At 72.6% G+C, this 18,783-nt stretch carries 14 protein-coding genes; 5 read left to right on the top strand and 9 right to left on the bottom strand.

Annotation, left to right across the window (positions count from 1 at the left end; all coding sequences use genetic code 11):
- Window positions 1-48: 48 nt before the first annotated feature.
- Together leuD and leuC are read right to left on the bottom strand one after the other, a co-directional pair.
- On the bottom strand, window positions 49-1,098 hold the full coding sequence (leuD, locus tag DCW30_RS38090; protein ID WP_076682606.1) for a 3-isopropylmalate dehydratase small subunit: 1,050 nt from the start codon (window positions 1,096-1,098) through the stop codon (window positions 49-51).
- A 129-nt stretch (window positions 1,099-1,227) separates the two neighbouring features.
- Window positions 1,228-2,625, bottom strand: coding sequence for a 3-isopropylmalate dehydratase large subunit (leuC, locus tag DCW30_RS07710; protein ID WP_237283303.1), 1,398 nt, complete (start codon window positions 2,623-2,625; stop codon window positions 1,228-1,230).
- Between the two features lie 238 nt (window positions 2,626-2,863).
- Here leuC and DCW30_RS07715 point away from each other — a divergent pair, with 238 nt between their 5' ends.
- On the top strand, window positions 2,864-3,859 hold the full coding sequence (locus tag DCW30_RS07715; protein WP_076682608.1) for a TauD/TfdA family dioxygenase: 996 nt from the start codon (window positions 2,864-2,866) through the stop codon (window positions 3,857-3,859).
- Between the two features lie 229 nt (window positions 3,860-4,088).
- On the opposite strand, the gene DCW30_RS07720 is transcribed toward DCW30_RS07715, so the two are convergent.
- Window positions 4,089-5,255 carry a LeuA family protein gene (locus DCW30_RS07720; protein ID WP_076682610.1) on the bottom strand — a complete coding sequence of 389 codons (1,167 nt, stop codon included), beginning with the start codon at window positions 5,253-5,255 and terminating at the stop codon, window positions 4,089-4,091.
- Between the two features lie 239 nt (window positions 5,256-5,494).
- Between DCW30_RS07720 and DCW30_RS07725 the strand changes: the two genes are divergently transcribed.
- The 4 genes from DCW30_RS07725 (at window position 5,495) to DCW30_RS07740 (ending at window position 11,932) form a co-directional block, all read left to right on the top strand.
- A complete protein-coding gene (locus tag DCW30_RS07725) occupies window positions 5,495-6,775 on the top strand; it encodes a glutamate synthase-related protein (RefSeq protein ID WP_076682612.1) in 1,281 nt (426 codons plus the stop codon).
- Window positions 6,753-6,977, top strand: coding sequence for an MbtH family protein (locus DCW30_RS07730; protein ID WP_062772503.1), 225 nt, complete (start codon window positions 6,753-6,755; stop codon window positions 6,975-6,977). The genes DCW30_RS07725 and DCW30_RS07730 overlap by 23 nt, the downstream gene beginning before the upstream one ends.
- On the top strand, window positions 6,974-8,779 hold the full coding sequence (locus DCW30_RS07735; protein WP_076682614.1) for a non-ribosomal peptide synthetase: 1,806 nt from the start codon (window positions 6,974-6,976) through the stop codon (window positions 8,777-8,779). Before DCW30_RS07730 ends, DCW30_RS07735 begins: the two co-directional genes overlap by 4 nt.
- A 75-nt stretch (window positions 8,780-8,854) precedes the next feature.
- Window positions 8,855-11,932 (top strand): non-ribosomal peptide synthetase, encoded by a 3,078-nt coding sequence (locus DCW30_RS07740; protein WP_076682616.1) that lies wholly within the window; start codon window positions 8,855-8,857, stop codon window positions 11,930-11,932.
- Window positions 11,933-12,093: 161 nt separating this feature from the next.
- Here the strand turns inward: DCW30_RS07740 and DCW30_RS07745 are convergent, their stop codons facing one another.
- The 6 genes from DCW30_RS07745 to DCW30_RS07770 all read right to left on the bottom strand — a co-directional run bounded on the left by DCW30_RS07745 (window position 12,094) and on the right by DCW30_RS07770 (window position 18,729).
- Complete coding sequence (locus DCW30_RS07745) at window positions 12,094-13,350, bottom strand: ATP-grasp domain-containing protein (protein WP_076682618.1); 1,257 nt, start codon at window positions 13,348-13,350, stop codon at window positions 12,094-12,096.
- Between the two features lie 12 nt (window positions 13,351-13,362).
- Complete coding sequence (locus DCW30_RS07750; protein ID WP_076682621.1) at window positions 13,363-14,274, bottom strand: response regulator transcription factor; 912 nt, start codon at window positions 14,272-14,274, stop codon at window positions 13,363-13,365.
- 16 nt (window positions 14,275-14,290) lie between these two features.
- Window positions 14,291-15,295: an asparagine synthetase A gene (locus tag DCW30_RS07755; protein ID WP_076682622.1), complete on the bottom strand. Its 1,005-nt coding sequence runs from the start codon at window positions 15,293-15,295 to the stop codon at window positions 14,291-14,293.
- Window positions 15,296-15,538: 243 nt separating this feature from the next.
- Window positions 15,539-16,219, bottom strand: coding sequence for a helix-turn-helix domain-containing protein (locus DCW30_RS07760; protein ID WP_076682624.1), 681 nt, complete (start codon window positions 16,217-16,219; stop codon window positions 15,539-15,541).
- Window positions 16,220-16,981: 762 nt separating this feature from the next.
- Window positions 16,982-17,698 carry a hypothetical protein gene (locus DCW30_RS07765; protein ID WP_237283305.1) on the bottom strand — a complete coding sequence of 239 codons (717 nt, stop codon included), beginning with the start codon at window positions 17,696-17,698 and terminating at the stop codon, window positions 16,982-16,984.
- A 62-nt stretch (window positions 17,699-17,760) separates the two neighbouring features.
- A complete protein-coding gene (locus DCW30_RS07770; protein ID WP_076682626.1) occupies window positions 17,761-18,729 on the bottom strand; it encodes a pirin family protein in 969 nt (322 codons plus the stop codon).
- Window positions 18,730-18,783 lie beyond the last annotated feature (54 nt).

Here is an 18,783-nt window from a genome sequence, read left to right on the forward strand (position 1 = left end):
ATGGGCGGGCGCGACGCGGGGTGCGGGCGCGTCGACAGCGGTAGGTGCTCAGAAGTTGAGGACGAACAGGAAGGAGTCGCGGCGCGTGAACAGCCCGTCCGGACCGAACTCGAAGATCTCGGCGAACCGGTGGGCCTGCTCCCGGCCGTTGGTGAGGTGGCCGCTGAAGGCACCGTCGACCGCGAGGGCGCCGTCGCACAGGAGGACCCGGGAGAGCGTGTGCGTGCCGTCGGCGACGGTTCGCTCGTCGCGGTAGTACGCCTCGATGGCGTCGCGGCCGACCAGCGCGGGGCTGCCGGGCCGGTGGTAGACGGCGTCCTCGTGGAAGAGGGCCGCGAAGCCGGCGAAGTCGCCCTCGTCGATGCGGCGGTACAGGGCGTGGACGCGGTCCTCGGGTGACATGGGCGCCTCTTGGGCGGGCCGGGCCCGCCGCGCGCGGCGCGGAGCGGCCGCCGGGAAGCGGGTCATGGTCGTCGGGGTGGGGGCCCGGTTGGTCTCGTAGGCGCGCACGTCGTCCTCGTGGTGGAGCGTGGCGCCGATGGCGTCCTGGCCGCGCAGCAGCCGGATCTGGGTGTCGGCGTCGAGCGCGAAGGGCTGGACGATTCCCGCGACGGTGACGGTGAGGTCCGCCAGGTCCACGCGGACCTCGGTGGCCGGGTCGGCGTCGATAGCCCGCCAGACGGCGTCGACGAAGCTCTGCGGCACGGTGACGGCGTACAGCCCGTTGAACCAGGCGTTGGCGCGGAAGATGTCCCCGAACCTGGGTGAGAGGACCACGCGGATGCCGTGTTCGGCCAGCGCCCAGACGGCGGCCTCGCGCGAGGAGCCGGTGCCGAAGTTCTCGGCTGCGACGAGCACGCTGGCGCCGTGGTGGCGGGGGTCGTCGAGGACGAAGCCGGAGTCGTCGGCCCGCCGGTCGGCGAACAGGCCGTCGGCGAAGCCGGTCCGCTCGGTGTTGGTGCAGAAGCGTGCCGGGATGATCTGGTCAGTGTCCACGTCGCGTACGCGCAGCGGGACCGCGGTCCCCACGTGTACGCCGGCGGGCGGGAAGGCCGTGGGAGCGATGGCCGGGGGCGGGGCCGAAGTCGTCGGCGTCATCGCCGTCTCCTCTCCTCGTCGGTGGGGTCCTCGGGTGGGTCGTAGGCGTGGTGGCGCGTGCGGCGACCGGAGCGGTGTGCCAGCCGGCGCCACCGTGAGGTCACGCTCCAGGCAGGCGCCGCTCGTCCGTCACAGGTCGTCGGGGCTCGCGATCCGGCCGCGCACGGCGGTGGCCGCGGCGACCGCGGGCGAGACGAGGTGGGTGCGCGATCCCGTGCCCTGGCGGCCCTCGAAGTTGCGGTTGGTGGTGGAGGCGCAGCGGATCCCGGGGGCGAGCCTGTCCTCGCCCAGGCCGACGCACATGGAACAGCCCGGCGCGGCCCGGAAGTCGGCCCCGGCCCGGGCGAAGATCTCGTCCAGGCCCTCCGCGACCGCCTCGGCGCGCACCAGGGCCGAACCGGGCACCACCATGGTGTCCACCCTGACCCGGCGTCCCCGCAGCACGGCGGCGGCGGCCCGCAGGTCCTCGATCCGGCTGTTGGTGCAGGAGCCGATGAAGACGGTGTCGACGGCGATGTCGCGTACGGCGGTGCCGGGGGCCAGGGCCATGTAGTCCAGGGCACGGCGGGCGGCGGACGCGTCGGCCGCGTCGTCCAGTTCGCCCGGGTCGGGCACCCTGCCGTCCAACGGCACGCTCTGTGCCGGGTTGGTGCCCCACGAGACGCGGGGCAGTACAACAGCGCCGTCCAGGGTGACCTCACGGTCGAAGACCGCGTCGTCGTCCCCGACCGGCGCGAGGCCGTCGAAGCGCCCGGCGTCGCGGGGGGCGGCCCGGAGCAGGTAGTCCCGGGTGATCTCGTCAGGTGCCACGATCCCGGCCCGCGCGCCCATCTCGACGGCCATGTTGCACAGCGTCATCCGCCCTTCCATGGACAGCGCCCGCACGGCCTCGCCGCGGAACTCCACCGCGTGGCCCTGCGCGCCGGCCGAGCCGACCCGGTGGATCACCGCGAGGGCCAAGTCCTTGGCCGTGCTGCCCGCGGGCAGGGTGCCGGTCACCGTGACGGCCATGTCCTTCGGGCGGGCCAGGGCGAGAGTCTGGGTGGCCAGGACGTGCTCGACCTGGCTGGTGCCGATACCGAGAGCCAGCGCCCCGAACGCCCCCAGGGTCGTGGTGTGCGAGTCGCAGCAGACGACCGTCATCCCTGGCCGCACCAGGCCGAGTTCGGGTCCGATGACGTGCACGATGCCCTGCGAGGCACTGCCGAGCCGGTGCATGGGGATACGGAACTCCGCGCAGTTGCGGGCCATGGTCCGCCGCTGGAGCCGCCGTGCCGCATCCGGGTCGACGTGGTCGACGGAGCGCGTGGGGGTGCTGTGGTCCTCTGTGCCCAGGGTGAGGTCCGGACGGCGTACGGTGCGGCCGGCGTCGCGCAACCCGGTGAAGGCCTGGGGTGTGTTCACCTCGTGCAGCAGGTGGAGGTCGATGTAGAGCAGGTCGTTGCCGGCCTTGGTCCGGCGCACGACGTGCTCGCGCCACACCTTCGCCGCGAGTGTCCGGGGGGACACGTCCGCGGCCGTCGTCACGGATGACACGTCTGGGGCCGTTGCCTGGGGTGACACGGCAGGCACCTCCGCATTCCTGGTGATCGTCTCGTCCGGGGCCCTCGTGGTCCCCCGCCGGTCGTCCGGCGTGCCGACCCATCGAAACACCGGGGCCGGGAGCCGGGAATCGACAGCCGTGATGAACTCGCTCGCCCGAGGGTGGAGTTCGCTCGGCCGCCCGACCGATGCGTCGCCCGGATCGCGGGCGCAGCATGGCGGAATGGAACCGATTCACGTACTCACCCCGCACCAGCGCGACGAACTGACCGCCGTGCTCGGCGCCGTGCCAGGGAATCCGTACCGGGACCACCGGGAATTCGTCGCGGGTGTGGCGGAGGTCCACGCCCCGCGGTTCCTCGTGGAAGTCTGCGAGCGCGTCCGGCAGGACCGGCTGAACGGCCTCAGCGAGGCGCATGTGCTGCGCGACTGCCCCGTCGACCCGCACATCCCCGACCTCGACCTCGATGACCCGGTAGCCGACAAGTACCGCAAGAAGACGACCTTCGTCGGCGAGGCGTTCCTCGCCCTGATCGCCCGGCTCACCCGGACGCCGCTCATGGCGTACGGCAGCAGGAACAACGGGGACTTCTTCACCGACGTCATCGCGATCAACAAGTACAGCGGCATGCAGACCGGGTTCAGCGACAGCGAGCTGCCGTTCCACAACGACCGCACCGCGCACTGGGCGCGGGCCGACCACATCGCTCTGCTGGGCATGCGCTGCCCGCAGGACGAGGTCATCTACACGACGTTCGTCAGCGGGCGTGCCCTGCTGCGGTGTCTGTCGGACGAGGATCAGGAGATCCTGCGGCAGCCGTACTTCACGACCTCGTTCGACGTCTTCTCCCGGGCCACCAACAGCACTCAGCGGTCTTCGGGCGCGCACCCGATCCTGGAGGGCGACCACTCGATCCGCTACCTGGAGACGACGACGACCGTGCTGCCCGATGCCCCCGGCGAGGCCAAGGACGCGCTGCTGGCCTTGAAGAACGCCCTGGTCGTCGCCGAGAAGCAGCGTCATCGCCTGCGCGACGGGGACCTGTTGCTCTTCGCCAACCAGGACGGACTGCACAGCCGGGACCGCATCGAGATCCTGAACGCGGACCGGGCCGCCACACGCTGGCTGCTGAAGACGTACGCGTTCCGCGACCAGGCGAGGGCCGACTCGTTCACCGGCCGTTGGAAGGACGGGGTGCCGGGGCTCATAGACGACTGACACGCCGGCCCGCCCCGCCGCGGAACCCGGGCGGCTCGTCGCCGACGACGGGCCGCCCACGCACGTGCCCGCACCGAACCCGGCAGCCAGACCCAGCCCCCGTACGAGGACACACCAGGTCGAACGCAAGCTCACGGAGACGCGCGAAGGACGCTCCGAGCACGACGAGGGCGGTGAGAGCCGGACCGTGCAGTCCGTCTCCCACCGCCCTCGTGCGCGGCGTCGCGTCTCAGTGCGCCGCCCCGACGGTGAGCAGTTCGTCGGCGAGCCTGCGCCGCAGAACCGAGATGTCCTCGCAGTCGCCGCCGACGCGTTCGGTGATGTGCCGGCGGTAGAGCGCCTCCATCCGGTCGTCGTCGACGTCCACGCGCATGTTCTCCAGCAGGTGGCGCAGCACCGAGCGGCCGGAGTGGCGGGCGATGAGCAGGGAGCGCTCCCGGCCGAAGCGGTCGGGTTCCACGAACTCGTACGTGGCGGGGTCCCGCAGTATCCCCGCCTGGTGGATGCCGGCGGCACTGCCGAAGGCGTACGTCCCGAAGATCGCCTTGTTGCGCGGCTGGTCCAGCCCGATGATGTCGCGCAGCGCCTCGTACACGCCGTACATGGCCACGGTGTCGATGTCGGTGTACAGGCCCAGCGAGTCGCTCTTGTACGACAGGAGCGCGACGAGTTCCTCCAGCGCGGCGTTGCCCGCGCGCTCCCCGATGCCGCCGACCGTGGTCTGCACGCCGTCGGCCCCGGCCTGGAGGCCCGCGAGGGTGTTGGCCGTGGAGAGCCCGAAGTCCTCGTGGCAGTGAGTGAACACGCTGATGGACGGCGGGGCCCAGGAGCGGATCTTGCCCACGAGCTCGCCGTACTCGGCCGGTGTCATGCAGCCGGACGTGTCGGCCGCCACGACGCAGGTGACCCCGGCCTCCACGCCCGCCTCGGTCTGGGCGCGCAGCAGTTCGTCCGAGCCGCGCGAGGCGTCCTCCAGCGCGAGCGAGATGTAGGGCACGCCCATCCGGCGGGCGTGGGTGACGCACTCGACGATCTCGTCGATGGACTCCTTGCGGGAGATGCGGCGCTTGCGGTCGAGGTGCAGCTCGCTGGAGGTGGCGAGGATCTGCACCTCGTGGTTGCGGGTGCCGCCGGCGGCCACCGCGCAGTCGATGTCGGAGCGCACGGCACGGCAGAACGTGGTGAACCGGGCGCGGGTGAGGTGGCGGGAGATCAGCCGGGTGGCCTCCATCTCCGCGGGTGAGGAGGCGGGGAAGCCGGTCTCGACGACATCGACCCCGAGTGCCTCGATCCGCAGCGCGAGCTCCAGTTTTTCCTGCGGTTTCATGGAATTGCGCGGCGCCTGTTCGCCGTCCCGCAGAGTGGTGTCGAAAATAGAAACTCGACGTTTTTCCATCGGTAGCCCCTTTCGCGGCCTTCCAGATACCCTTATCGAGCCACGTGCATCGAGAGACGGTCAATCATTGTCAGGCCCAACTCTCTCCACCGTGGGCGGAGATGACCTCCTCTCCGAGTCCCGTTCCAATCGGTTTCGGGGAAACTTCCGACCGGAAGTTCCGGGCGGGTCCGCGCCGCGGGCTACGTTGGTGTCCACCCTTTACCACGGGATCTCACATTCCATTACGGGAGGCCCGCATGAGCGGCATGCTGCGCGCGCCAGGATTTCCGGAGGCCGCCGTGCGCCATCGCGCGCGCACGGGTGTCGAGGCGGCTTTTCCGCCGCTTGACGGCTATGGCGCGACGCTCTACGGCAGCGGCTGGTCCGGGCCAGGGCACGACGATCCGCTGGAGCGGCTGCGGCTGCTCCCCCCGGTGTTCATGGAGCAGCGTCTGGAGAAACTGATCGACCTCGGGCGCGAGCCGATGCCGTCGGACGTGTCCCTGGAGACCGTGATCGGCGGATTTCCGTCCCGGCTCCCCTTCTACGTCTCGGCGTTCGGGTCGACCGCCGCGGCCCGCGGCGACCTGGGCACCTCGCTCGGGCGGCAGGCGGCCCGGCTGGGCATCCCGCTGGTCGTCGGCGAGAACGTGGTGCCGGTCATCGGCTACGGCCGCCTCGGGGCACAGCCCGCCAGGGCGCTGCTGGCCCGGATCGAGGCGTACGGACAGGAGGGCGACGGCCGCCACGGCGGGATCGTGGTGCAGCAGAGCACTGAGGACGCCGACGCGGAGGTGTGGAACCTGGTCTACAGCGACCCGGCGGCCCAGCCGTTCCTCGAAGCGGGCCGGCTGGCCTTCGAGTTGAAGACCGGTCAGGGCGCGAAGCCGGGCCTGGGCGGGATGACGCTGATGGACGGCGAGGCCGCGGCGGCGGTGGCTGAGCAGTACGCGCTGCTGCCGATCCCCGGCGACGGCCGGACGCTGCGGGCCTCCAGCCCCGGTACGTACACGGAGGAGATCCTGCGCCAGCAGATCAACCTCATGCGCAACAACTACCCGCGGGCCCGGGTATGGGTGAAGCTCCACCCGGGCCGGGACGTCGGCGCGGCCGCCCGGGTGGCCTGGGCGGCCGGCGCGGACAGCGTCACGGTGGACGGCGCCGAGGGGGGCACGGGGTGGGCGCCGGGCGGTTTCCTCGACCACGTGGGACTGCCGCTCTTCGACTGCCTGCTGGCCGCCGGCGCCGGCCCGGGGTGCCTGCTCGCGGGGGGCCGGATCTGGGAAGGGACCCGGGCGGTGAAGTGCCTGGCGCTCGGGGCGCGGGGGGTGGGCCTGGGGCGGGCGGCGCTGGTCGCCGTCGACGAGGACCCCGAGGAGGGGCTGCTGAGGCTGGCGGCCTGCCTGGACCTGGAGGTGCGCATGCTGATCAGCGCCCTCGGCAAGTACGACACGACCGCGGTGAACAGGGACGACGTCGGCCCGCTGCCGACCGTGCGGAAGGAAGAGGTGCCCCATGGCGAATCCGTTCGAGGATGACTCGGCCCCCTATCTGGTGCTCGTCAACGACCAGGGGCGGCACTCGCTGTGGCCCGACGGCATCCGGGTGCCGGACGGCTGGCGGGTGGTGTGCACACGCCGGGACCGGGCTGCCTGCCTGGAGTACGTGGACCGCCACTTCACCGTGGTGGCGCCCCGGCCGGGCGAGCCGGCCCCCACCGGATCGGGGCCGGGACGGTGACCGCCCTCACGCTCCCCGCGCTCGTCGCCGCTCAGGCGGAGCGCACCCCGCACGCCATCGCCGTCGTCTCCGACCAGGTCACCCTGGACTACGCGGAGCTGTGGCGCCGGGTCCGTCAACTGGCCGGGATCCTGCGCCAGGACGGCATCGGCCCGGGCAGTGTGGTGGCGGTCCGCCTGGACCGCTCCCCCGACCTGGTGGTCGCCCTGCTCGGCGTGCTGACCGCCGGCGCGGCGTATCTGCCGCTGGAGAAGGACACCCCCGCGCAGCGTGCGGCGCTGATCCTGGAGGAGGCGGCGCCGGACCGGGTCCTGACCGCCCTCCCCGCGGGGGCGGCCCCGGGGGCCGAGGTGGTGCGCGCGCACCCCGATGACCCCGCCTACCTCATCTACACCTCCGGTTCCACCGGCCGCCCCAAGGGCGTCGTGGTGCGCCAGGAGGCCATCGCCCGGCATCTGCGGTGGATGCGGGCGGCCGTTCCGCTGACGGCCGACGACCGGGTGCTGGTGAAGACACCGGTGGGCTTCGACGTGTCCACGTACGAGTACTTCTGGCCGCTGATCTGCGGCGCCGCCCTGGTCGTCGCGCCACCGGGCCTGGAGCGCGAGCCGCACGGCCTCGCCGCGCTCATCGCGCACCGGGGCGTGACGACGACCCAGTTCGTCCCCTCGATGCTGCGCCTGTTCCTGGACGCGGACGTCGCGGTCCACTGCCGGGGGCTGCGGCGGATCATCTGCATCGGCGAGGCGCTGCCCGTGTCGCTGCGCGACCGCTGCCTGGCCCTGCTCGGCGCCGAGTTGCACAACCTGTACGGGCCGACCGAGGTGACGGTGGCGGCCACGGCGTGGCCCTGCCGCCCCGGGGCGGACCCGGACAGCGTGCCGATCGGTCTCCCGGTCGCGGACACCGGTGCGCACGTGCTCGACGAGCGGCTCGACCCGGTGCCCGTCGGAGTGACGGGCGAGCTGTACCTCTCGGGCGCGCAACTCGCCGAGGGGTATCTGGCGCGTCCGGGTCAGACGGCGGAGCGCTTCGTGGCCAATCCGCTGGGTCCGCCCGGCTCACGCCTCTACCGCACCGGCGATCTCGCGCGCCGGCGGGCCGACGGAGCACTGGAGTTCATCGGCCGGACGGACGGGCAGGTGAAGTTCCGGGGCCGACGCGTCGAGCTCGGCGAGATCGAGGCGGTGCTGTGCACCCACCCGGCCGTGACCCAGGCGGCGGTCGTCCTCGCCGGGCCGCAGGACGGCGACCGGTGGCTGGCCTGCTTCGTCGTACCCGCGCCGGGCGTGCCCGTACCCGAGCCGCGTGCCCTGGGCACGCACCTGCGGGACTCGCTCCCGGACGCGCTGGTGCCCACGGCTTGGGCGGTCCTGGCGCGGGTCCCCCTGACCGGCAACGGCAAGCTCGACCGGGCGGCGCTGCCGGAGCCGCCGCGCCCCGGCACGGCGCCCGCCACGCCGGCCACCGCCACCGCGGAAGCCGCCGACGAGGTGACGGCCTGGCTGTGCGGCGCGGCCGACGAGGTGCTGCGGCGCCCGGCGGGCGACGCGACGCCGGGGCACTCCTTCATCGGCCTGGGCGGCGACAGCATGGCGGCGATGCGGCTGGTGAACCGGGCCCGCGCGCGGGGCCTCGCGCTCACCGTGGCCGATGTCGTCGGATCGGCCACGCTGGCCGAAGTCGCCGCCTCGGTGGGCACCCCGGCACCGGCGGGCGGCACCGCCGCGGAGCCGGAGCTGCTGCCCGACCTGGATCCCGGCGAGTACGCCTCCCTGGCCGCGCAGCTCTCGCGCGGCTGACCACCGCTCGGCCCGGGGTCCCCCGCGCGGGCGGCCCCGGGCCGGGCCCTCTATCCGTCCCTGAGCGGAGGACAGATGTCAGCACCGGCCATCGACGAAATACTCCCCCTCACCCCTCTTCAGGAGGGCATCCTGTTCCACTCCCTGGCGGAGGACGGGGCGCGCGGGCTCTACGTCGCGCAGTACACCGTCCCGCTGGAGGGCCCACTGGACGAGGCACGGCTGCGCGACGCGGTACGGCGGACGCTGGTGCGCCACCCCAATCTGCGGGCCCGCATCCACCACCGGGCCAACGGACAGCCCGTACAGGTCGTCCCCCGTGACGTGGAGCCGCACTGGTCGGTGGCCGGCCCGGACGACGGTGACGCCGTGCTGCGCGCCGCGCGCACCGGCGGCGTCGGCGTCGAGGGCGGCCCGTTGATCCGTTTCGACCTGGTGCGCGACGGCGTCGACCGGTACCGCCTGGCGGTCACCGCGCACCACTGCGTGCTGGACGGGTGGAGCGCCTCCGTGCTGCTGCGCGAGGTCCTCGCCGGGTACGCCGGCGAGGACCTGGCGCCACCGGCGCCGTACCGCGGTTTCCTCGGCTGGCTCGCGGGGCGCGATCGGGCGGCCGCCGAGCGGGCCTGGCGGGAGGAACTGGCGGACGCGCCGCCGACGCTGCTCGCGCCGGAGTCAGGTGCGGCGGCCGCGCGCCGGGCGACGGTCGTGCGGGAGCTCTCACCCGCGCGAACCGCCGAGCTCGGCGGGAGGATGCGGAGCTTGAACACCACCCTCACGACGGCCGTCCAAGCCGCGTGGGCGCTGGTGCTGGCGCGCCACACCGACCGGGACGACGTCACGTTCGGCTCCGTCCTCAGCGGCCGCCCGGCCGAACTGAACGGCGTCGAGGACATGGTGGGCATGCTCGTCAACACGGTGCCCGTGCGGGTCCGGACGGGCGCCTCGGCGACCCTGGCCGACCTGCTCGCCGACGTACGGGCGCGACGGCTGGCGCTGGCCGCGCACGACCACGTGGGCCTGGGCGAGGCGGCCAGGGCCGCAGGCGTGGACGGGCCGCTGCTCGACACGACGGTGACCGTGGAGGCGGTGCCCGACGTACCGCCGTGGAGCCGTGACCTGGGCGGACTGCGGGTCGGCGAGATCGGCTGCGAGGAGACGGCGCACTACCCGGTGACGGTTGTGGTGACGCCCGGGGAGCGCCTCTCGGTGCGGGTGCACCACGACACGAGCCGCGTGCCCGCGGCTGTCGCGCGCGTCCTGGCCACTCAGCTGACACAGGTGCTCGGCGTGATCGCGGACGATCCCCGCGCGCACCCCGGTGACATCGAGCCGTGTGACGCGCGGGAGGCAGGGCGGATGCTGGACGCGGGCAGGGGCGAACGCCTCCCGCTCCCCCAGCATCCGTGCGTGCACACGGTGTTCGCCGAACAGGCCGCCCGCGAACCGGACGCGACCGCCCTTGTCTTCGAGGGCGAGCGCGTCTCCTACGGTGAACTGGACCAGCACGCGAACCGGTTGGCCCACCACCTGATCGGCCTCGGGATCGGCCGCGGCGACTGGGTGGGGGTGCGCCTGGAGCGCGGCCCACACCTGGTGACGGCCCTTCTCGCGGCCCTCAAGTCGGGTGCCGCCTATGTGCTGCTGGACCCGGACTTCCCCGGTGCGCGGGCCGCCGAGTGCGTACGGGCGACCGGCTGCCGGACCGTGGTGAGCGACCGCCCGCTGCCGGACGAGGTGGCGGAGCGGGACGGCCCGCGTCTCGTACGGATCGACGATCCGCGTCTCGACGAGGCGCCCCGGACCGATCCGGGGACACCGGTCGACGGCGAGGATCCCGCCTGCGTGCTGTTCACCTCGGGGTCGCAGGGGCGGCCCAAGGGCGTGGTGGCGCCGCATCGGGCGCTCGTCGGCAGCCTCCTGGGGCAGGCGTTCGCGCGGGTGACACCGTCGGACGTCGTGCTCCAGTGCTCGCCGATGTCCTGGGACGCCTTCGCCTTCGAGTTGCTGTCCGCGCTGTTCGCGGGCGCCACGTGTGTCCTGCAGCCGGGCGGGGCGCCCGAGCCGGAAGTGGCCGTGCGGCTCATGGGCGAACACCGCGTCACCGTGGCCCATTTCTCCTCCAGCCTCCTGAACTACCTGGTGGAGGCCCACCCTTCGGCGTTCGACACGGTCCGGCTCGTCCTGACCGGCGGCGAGGCCGCCTCCCCTGGGCACCTGGAGCGCCTGCTGCGCCGCCGCCCCGGGCTGACCCTGGTCAACGCCTACTCGCCACTGGAGTGCATGATGGTCACCGTCTACCGGCGGGTGACCCTGGAGGACTGCCTCGACGGCTCGGTCCCCCTCGGCGGACCGGTCGCCAACAAGCACTTCTACGTCCTCGACGACCACCTGCGGGTGCTGCCGCCCGGCATGGTGGGCGAGGTGTACCTCGGGGGCGTGGGCGAGGCGCACGGCTACCTGGGCGAGGCCCGGCTGACGGCCGAACGCTTCGTGGCCGACCCCTACGGGCCGCCCGGCTCGCGCATGTACCGCTCCGGGGACCTGGCCCGGTGGCGCGCCGACGGGGCCGTGGAGTACCTGGGCAGGCGCGACGACCAGGTGAAGCTGCGCGGCTTCCGGATCGAGCCCTCGGAGGTGGAGACGGCGCTGGCCCGGCACCCGGGGATCTCCGGCGCCCGGGTGCTGGTGCGCACCGAGGGGCCGGGTGACCAGCGGCTCGTCGCCTACGTGGTGCCGCATGGCGGTACGCCTGCGGAGCCGGAGGAGCTGCGCGCGCACGCGGCCGCCGCGCTGCCCGAGCACCTGCGGCCGGTGGCGTACGTGACGCTGGAGCGGTTCCCCACAACGCCCAACGGGAAGCTGGACCGCCGGGCCCTGCCCCCTCCGGAGTACGGCTCGGCGGCCGCGTCCTCGCCGGCTCCGGACGATCCCGTGCGGGCGCGGCTGTGCGTGCTGTTCGCCGAGGTGCTGGGCGTCGAACGGGTCGGTGCGGACGACGACTTCTTCCGTCTGGGCGGTCACTCGATCCTGGCCCTGCGCCTGCTGGGCCGGATCAAGGCGGAGTTCGGCCACGAGGTGCGGCTGCGCACGCTGCTGCGCCATCCGTCCGTGGCCGGCGTGGCCGGCGAACTGGCGGCGGCGCCGGGCTGACACGGGCACGGTGCCGCCCGGGCCTGGAGCGGACTGCGGGACCGCCGCGCGTCGGCGCGCGGCGGTCCCGCCGTGCGTCCCGCCCCCACCCCCACGCGCGCCCCGCCGGATGGGTCCCGGCGGGGCGCGCGTGGGGGTGGGTCCGGGGTGGGTGGTCCGGGTCAGGCGCCGGCCAGCGCGTCCTGCTCGGTCGCGATGACGATGCGCTCGGACGCCGTACGGGCCGTGCGTTCGGCGCCCCGGCCGTCCGGCCCGGTGGCGATCACGAAGCCGGAGCGCTCCCAGGAACTGCGGATCGGTTCGACGTGCGAGCCCACGGCGACGGAGACGGCGACGTCGCGCACGCCCGCCGTGGACCGGGCCTCGTCGATCCCGCTGACGGACGTGACGCGGCCGGGCCGGACACCCAAGAAGCGGATGGCTGCGCCTTGTGGCCGCCGTGGTGCCGCAGCGGGCTCCTGCCCGGCCGCGATGCGGAACCAGTTGCGCAACAGGTCCCAGTCGTAGGCGAGTTCGATGAGCCTGTGGATCTGGTCGCCGGGCAGCCTCGCGGCGCACTCCACCAGGTGCGGCATCCCGTCCTCGATGATCCACTCGCCGTGCATGACGCCGGTACGGAATCCGGACGCGCGGGCCAGGGCCAGCATGCTGGCGCTCAGCGATTCGCGTACGCCGCCCTCGGGCGGAGCCGGGACGACGTGTCCCATCTCCACCGGGTGGACGCCACCGAGCAGACGCTTGGCGGTCACGTTACAGAACAGCGCGGCGCCGTCGCGCAGCAGCAGCTCGACGCTGAACTCCTCGCCCAGGAGCCGTCGTTCGGCCAGGCACGGGGAGGGCGCCCCGTCCAGGCGCATGGTCCCCCCGATGACGTTGCGCGCGGTGGTGTGCCGCCAGGCCGCCGCCACGTCCGCGCCGGGTTCGAGGACAAGGACGCCTTCGCTGGACTGGAGGGTGGCAGGCTTGAGGACGAACCCGTCGGGGCACCCGGCGGCGAATTCCGCCGCTTCGGCCGCGTCGGACACCTCTCTCCAGGTGGGCTGGGGGATGCCCGCCTCGTCGGCGAGCCGTCGCTGACGGCGCTTGTCGCGAAAGGTCCGGGCGGCCTCGGCGCCGGGGCCGGGCAGACCCCAGGCGTCGGCGAGCACCGCTGCGGCCACGACGCCGTAGTCGTTTCCCGGCAGCACGGCACTGACACCGGGCGGCGGGGCGACGAGGGCGGGCAGCCGGTCCGCGTCGGTCTGCACCGGGGCGGGCAGGACGTCGGCGAAGCAGGCGATCTCGCCGGTGCGGTCACGGGCGCCTCGCACGGCGAGGACTTCCGGTTCGTCCATGACGAGGACGCTGTCCGGCGCCAGGAAGCCGTCGAGGACGCGCAGCAGGTCCGCGCTGTATCCCACCAGGAGGTATGCGGGCATGATCGGTCCCTTTCAGATCTCTCCGGGGCACAGTTCGCCGTGCTGGACGCCGCAGCCCAGAGCCGCCTGCATGAGCAGGACCGCTTCGAGTCGGTTGCGCACGCACAGCTTGGTCAGGGCGTGGGAGACGTGGCTCTTGATGGTGGCCGGGGAGACGACGAGGCAGTCGGACACCTCGCCGGTCGACATCCCCTCCGCGAGCAGGGTCAGCACCTCCCGTTCCCGTCGGGTCAGGCAGCGCAGCCGGACCGCGAGATCACGGCCGGCGTCCGCGGGCTGCATGGCCACGCAGAGTCCGACGAGATCAGGCGAGAGCACGATGTGCCCGGTCGCGGCGGCGGCAGCGGCTTGCGGCAGGTGGGACAGCGCCCAGTCCTTGCTCAGGCAGCCCGAGGTGCCCGAGGCCAGGGCGGCGTCCAGCCGGTGCTTGGACCAGTCGACGCCCACCAGGAGGGTCCTGCCGCCGCGGCGGTTGACGTCCTGGGCCTTGAGGACGTGGTTCTCCAACGGTCCGGAGACCAGGATCGTCAGGTCCGCCCGGTGCAGCGGCCACTCCGCGGCCGGGCGGCGGCTGTCGCCGGTGGCGACCAGGCTGACCTGGTCGTCCGCGTGCAGGGTGCCGCCGAAGACCTGGCGGGAGACCGGGTCCCCGTCGACCAGGAGGACACGGGGTGGTTCGGCGGAGGGCGGGGCGGCCGGCGCGAACACCTGCGCAGGTGCGGGCGCCGTGGCGAGCTCGGCGGTGGCGGGTCCTCCCGTGGTGGCCGCTTCGGCCGGCCCCACGGGGCCGGCCCCTTTTACGACGGGTCCGGCCGGGCGCGAGGGGAGGCGGGGAAGGTTGTCGAGGAGCGCGGCGGCGGGGAGCATTCCGCCCCACGCGCTCGCGCCGGTCTCGCGCGGGGGGTGGCTCGTGATACGGGTCATCGCGGCACCTCCGCGGTCAGGGCGAGACGACACCGGGAAGCTTCGGGAAGGCGGTGGTCTGCCACACGTAGTCGGCGCCCACCAGGTAGCGGGTGAAGCGCTGGACACCGAGCCCGAAGCCCGCGCTCGGCGGTATGCCCTTCTTCACCTCGTCCAGGTACCAGCCGTACTTGGCGGGGTTCTCCCCCGTCTCGCGCATCCGGGTGATCAGACGCCGGTAGTCCGACTCGCGTTCGCCGCCGCTGATGACCTCGCCGTAGCCCTCCGGCATCAGGAGGTCGAACGTCCGCAGCACGCCCGGCCGTTGACTGTCCTCTCGCTCCAGGAAGACGCGTGAGCCCTTGGGGTAGTCGGTCAGGAACACGGGGCGGCCGCTGCCCTCGGAGAGGAGGCGCTCGCCTTCCCAGTCGATCTCGGCCGCCGCGCTCTGGGCATGGCCGCCGTCGACGAGACGGGTGACGGCGTCCGTGTGAGCGAGCCGTTCGAACGGGGCCGCGAGCATCGCCCGCAGCGCGTCCACGTCGCGCCCCAGGTCGCGCAGCGCCGGTTCGCACTCGGCGACGACCGCTCGGGTAGCGGTGGCGATCAGCTCCTCGGCCAGGTCCATCACTTGTTCGCGGCTGGTGTGCGCCATCTCGATGTCCAGCTGATGGAACTCCGCGAGATGGCGCTGGGTGGAGCAGGTCTCCAGTGGCTCCATCCGTACGTTCGGAGCGACGTAGAAGATCTTGTCGTAGGCGAGCAAGGCCGCCTGCTTGTAGACGAAGGCGCTCGTCATGAGTTTGTAGCGGTGGCCGTAGAAGTCGACGTCGACCTGTTTGGCGCCGCGAATTCCGGGGTCGGTGACCGGGCCGATGACGGGAGGGAGGAGTTCCACGAATCCGGCTTCGTACAGGAATTCCCGGGCATGCCGCAGAAATAAGTTCTGCAGGCGGAGAATCCGGCGGGTGCTGTCGGAGCTGAGGTGTGCTCGTGGCCCGGGCGGGAGGTGCGCGCCAACCAAGACTGCGGGTGCTGACATTCTTCGTGCTCCCTCTTTCGCTAAAGGGTCAGGGAAGAACTTCGCCTGATCCACGCTAGGGGAGGGAAGTGACCGGTCCGGAATTTTCCGGCGGAATATAACCGGAACTCTGCCGACAGGACGACCGGCTCGCGGGCAGGTGGGCGCGCCCTGCGGACGTACCACTCGGGAGTGGGGTCTGCGCAGGGCGCGCGGGAGCGTCACGGCCGGGCGCCGGTGTATCGCCGGGGCGCGTCCGTGCACTCAGCGGGTGCGACGTTCCATGTATGCGGTGCCGCCGTCGACGGCGGCCAACCGCCAGCCGTCGCGGGCCACCTCCGTGAGAACACCGGTGGCACCGGGGCCGGACCCCTCGGGGAGCGGCACGGCCCTGTACTCGTAGGCGCAGGTGAGCGCGGGGCGCCGCACATCCGGTGCACCGGCTGGTTCCGCGTCCCTGTCGTCCCCGTCCGCGCCGGTTCCGGCAGCGGCCGGCCGGGCCGTCCCAGCGAGGGCTCCCGGGTCGGTATCGGGGCGCGTTCCCTTGGTGGAGGCGGGAGAGGTGAGCGGGATCGATCCCTGACCGAGCGAGGAACCGGACAACCGTGGTCCCTGTTCGGGGAGTCCATGAGCGTCGTGAAAGGGCTCCCCCGGGGCGGTGGGCCGTCCGAAGTCCGGCGGACCGACGCCGCCCGGACTTCCGTGCGGGCCTTCACGTTCCCCTTCCACGGCGAGTTTCAGCAACCGGTACCGAGTGGACCCGTCGATACGCAGAGCGTCGGCCAGCAGCTGGACGGTCTCTTTGCGCGGATGGCGCACATGACCTTTCTCCAGGTTTCTTATCGCGCGGGAACTGATGGTGGAGAGGTCGGCCAACTGCTGCTGGGTGATGCCTGAACGCAGTCTGGTGCGCATCAGCATTTCGGCGAACTGAAGGTTTTCCATGAGGTCACTCCGACATCTCGTGGACCATACTTCCCCGGATCCGGTACGCGGCCTCCGGCGTCGCCGCGCTCGGCGCATCCGGCGGCGCCGCTTCCCACCATAGGAAGCGCGCTGCCGGGCCTCCACGTCACGACCGTCACACGCCTACGCTTCGCGACAACCTTCCAGCGGCCGACGTCCCCTCCCCGTATGCACAGGTGGGACGCCGCTCCCCAGCCACGGATCCATTCGGCTGACCGAACGGGCAAGAGGCGCCCGAACGGCCCGCCCGCACCACGCGCCCGACCGGGCCCAGGCCGTCGCACCCTGTCTGAGCTGCGGGATGGGCGACCCGGCAGTGCGGCACCGGCGACAGACACCGAACGGCGCCCGCTCACCAATGCAAAATCTGCCAAATGGCCGATTACCTGTGCTAGTTGGTCATACATGGGAATGCGAGTGCCGAGCAGCACCCCTTCAGCCCGCCTCGACGCGTTTGCGTACGCCGCCGGCCGCCCTCCCCACCAGACATCGGCCTGTCTGCAGGTCAGACAGCCTTCGAACTGCTGACCCCTCACCCGGCCGCCCAGGTCGCGGCCCGGCCACCGCCCTACGCCGGCCCTCGCACCACCGAGGCCGTCAGCGGCTGCCCTTCGTACTGATCCGGGAATAGCACCACGAATATCAGGATGCGATGTTGTCCTGCGCGACATCCTCGACGAACGGGCCGACGACGGGCGACGGACCGACCGGCACGCCCGAGACCGCCACGGCCATGTCCGGTCACGATTCACGGGCGGCTCTGTCACCCGTTGACGCCACGCACTCCCGGAGCACCGGTTCCAGGCGCAGCTGGGTGTCCTCGCGGTCGAAGACTTGGAGGGTGCCGAGAAAGTCGACGATCAGCCGTGCCTCGTCCTCGTCATCGATCTTGAGCGCGACGGCGGTCGCCGCGCCTTCCAGGTCGAAGAGGCCGTCCTTGAACTCGTCGGGGAGGGCCCGGTATCCGGCGGCCGGCAGGGGATCCTCGCACACGCCGGTGGCCTCGGCGGATGCGCGGGCCTCGACCCGGTCCGCGCGGAGGTCGGCCAGACGACGCAGCACCTCGTCGGGGTCACTCCATTCCTCGCGCAGGCGGTGGGCTCGGTCCACCAGGAGCGGCCAGCCGCCGGTCAGTTCGTGGAGACGGTCCAGGCGGCCCTCCGCAGGGGACACGTTGACGCGCTGGGCCCAGCAGCGCAGGCTGCGGTGGTCACGCCTACGCAGCACTACCGGGGCGGCCGAGGTGGGCTCGGTTTCCGTCAGCAGGGAGCGCCATAGGGCGAGCTGAGCGGGGTCGGCGACGAGGACGACCCCGCGGGTGACCCCCGGAGTGGCGGGCAGTGGCGTCTCTGCCAGGTCGACGGCTTCGCGACAGGTCTCAGCACGGACCGGCTCCCGGTAGTTGATGAAGGCGCTGATGACGACCCGTCGTTCTCGGGCGCGTCCGCCAGAGCACACCCTGGGCTCCTGACCCCCGCAGCCGCCGCCCACGCACTGCCGGCAACCCGCATCCGCGCAGATCAGCGCACCCGTCCCCGGGGCTTCAGGGGCACAGACGGCAGTTCCGGAGCGGGCAGCGGGTCCCCGTCGTAGCCGTGGACCTCGCCGAAGCGGGCGCCGGCCGTCCAGTCCGCACGCGCCTGCACGATGTCCTCGTTCGACCGTCCGATGAAGTTCCACCACATGATGATCTCCTCGCCGAACGGCGTCCCGCCGATCAGGAGCACGCGCGCGGGCGTGTCCGACTCGTTGGTGAGTGTCAGGGTGGTGTGGCCCGTGCCGAGGTAGCCGAGCTCCGCCGGGCGCAGGGTGGCGCCGGCCATGACGATCTGGCCCTGGTCGACGAGGAGGCCGTGTTCGAAGGACGCGTCCACGGCGAGCGTGGTCGTCGCGCGCGGCTCGATGAGCAGTTCGGCGCCGAGCAGCGGCGAGAACGTCCGCACCGGCGATGTCGAGCCCGCCAGCGTGCCCAGGAAGACCCTGGCCTCGGCTCCGTCCACCCGTACCGGAGTGGGGACGTAGTGCTGGAAGTCCCGGTCGGCGTTCCGATGCCCGTCGGGCAGCGCCACCCAGAGCTGGACGCCGTGGAGCACGGTGGTGGCGGGCGTGGAGACCTCCGAGTGGGCGATGCCGTGGCCGCCCGTCATCAGGTTCAGCTCCCCGGGCCGGACGAAGGCGTGGCTGCCGAGGCTGTCCCTGTGCTCGATCTCCCCGCTGAACAGCCAACTCACGGTCTGCAGGCCGATGTGCGGGTGCGGTGCGACGTCCATGCCGCCGGATGCGGACACGTCGTCGGGTCCGTAGTGGTCGACGAAACACCAGGCTCCGATCAGCGTACGGGCGCGCTGGGGAAGGGTGCGCCGCACCGCCATGGCCCGCGGGCCGCCCAGCGGCACCTCGCGCGCGGAGAGGACCTCGGCCCGACGCGCGGTGCCACTGCCCTCGGCTCCGCAGCGCAGGGCGGCGGGATCACGCTCGGCATTGCTCATCGCTGCCTTCCCCCATCAAGATACTTTGGCTTTCAACCACTGTCTTCGATCATA

The organism is Streptomyces alfalfae (assembly GCF_004127445.1).
Classification (GTDB): domain Bacteria; phylum Actinomycetota; class Actinomycetes; order Streptomycetales; family Streptomycetaceae; genus Streptomyces; species Streptomyces alfalfae.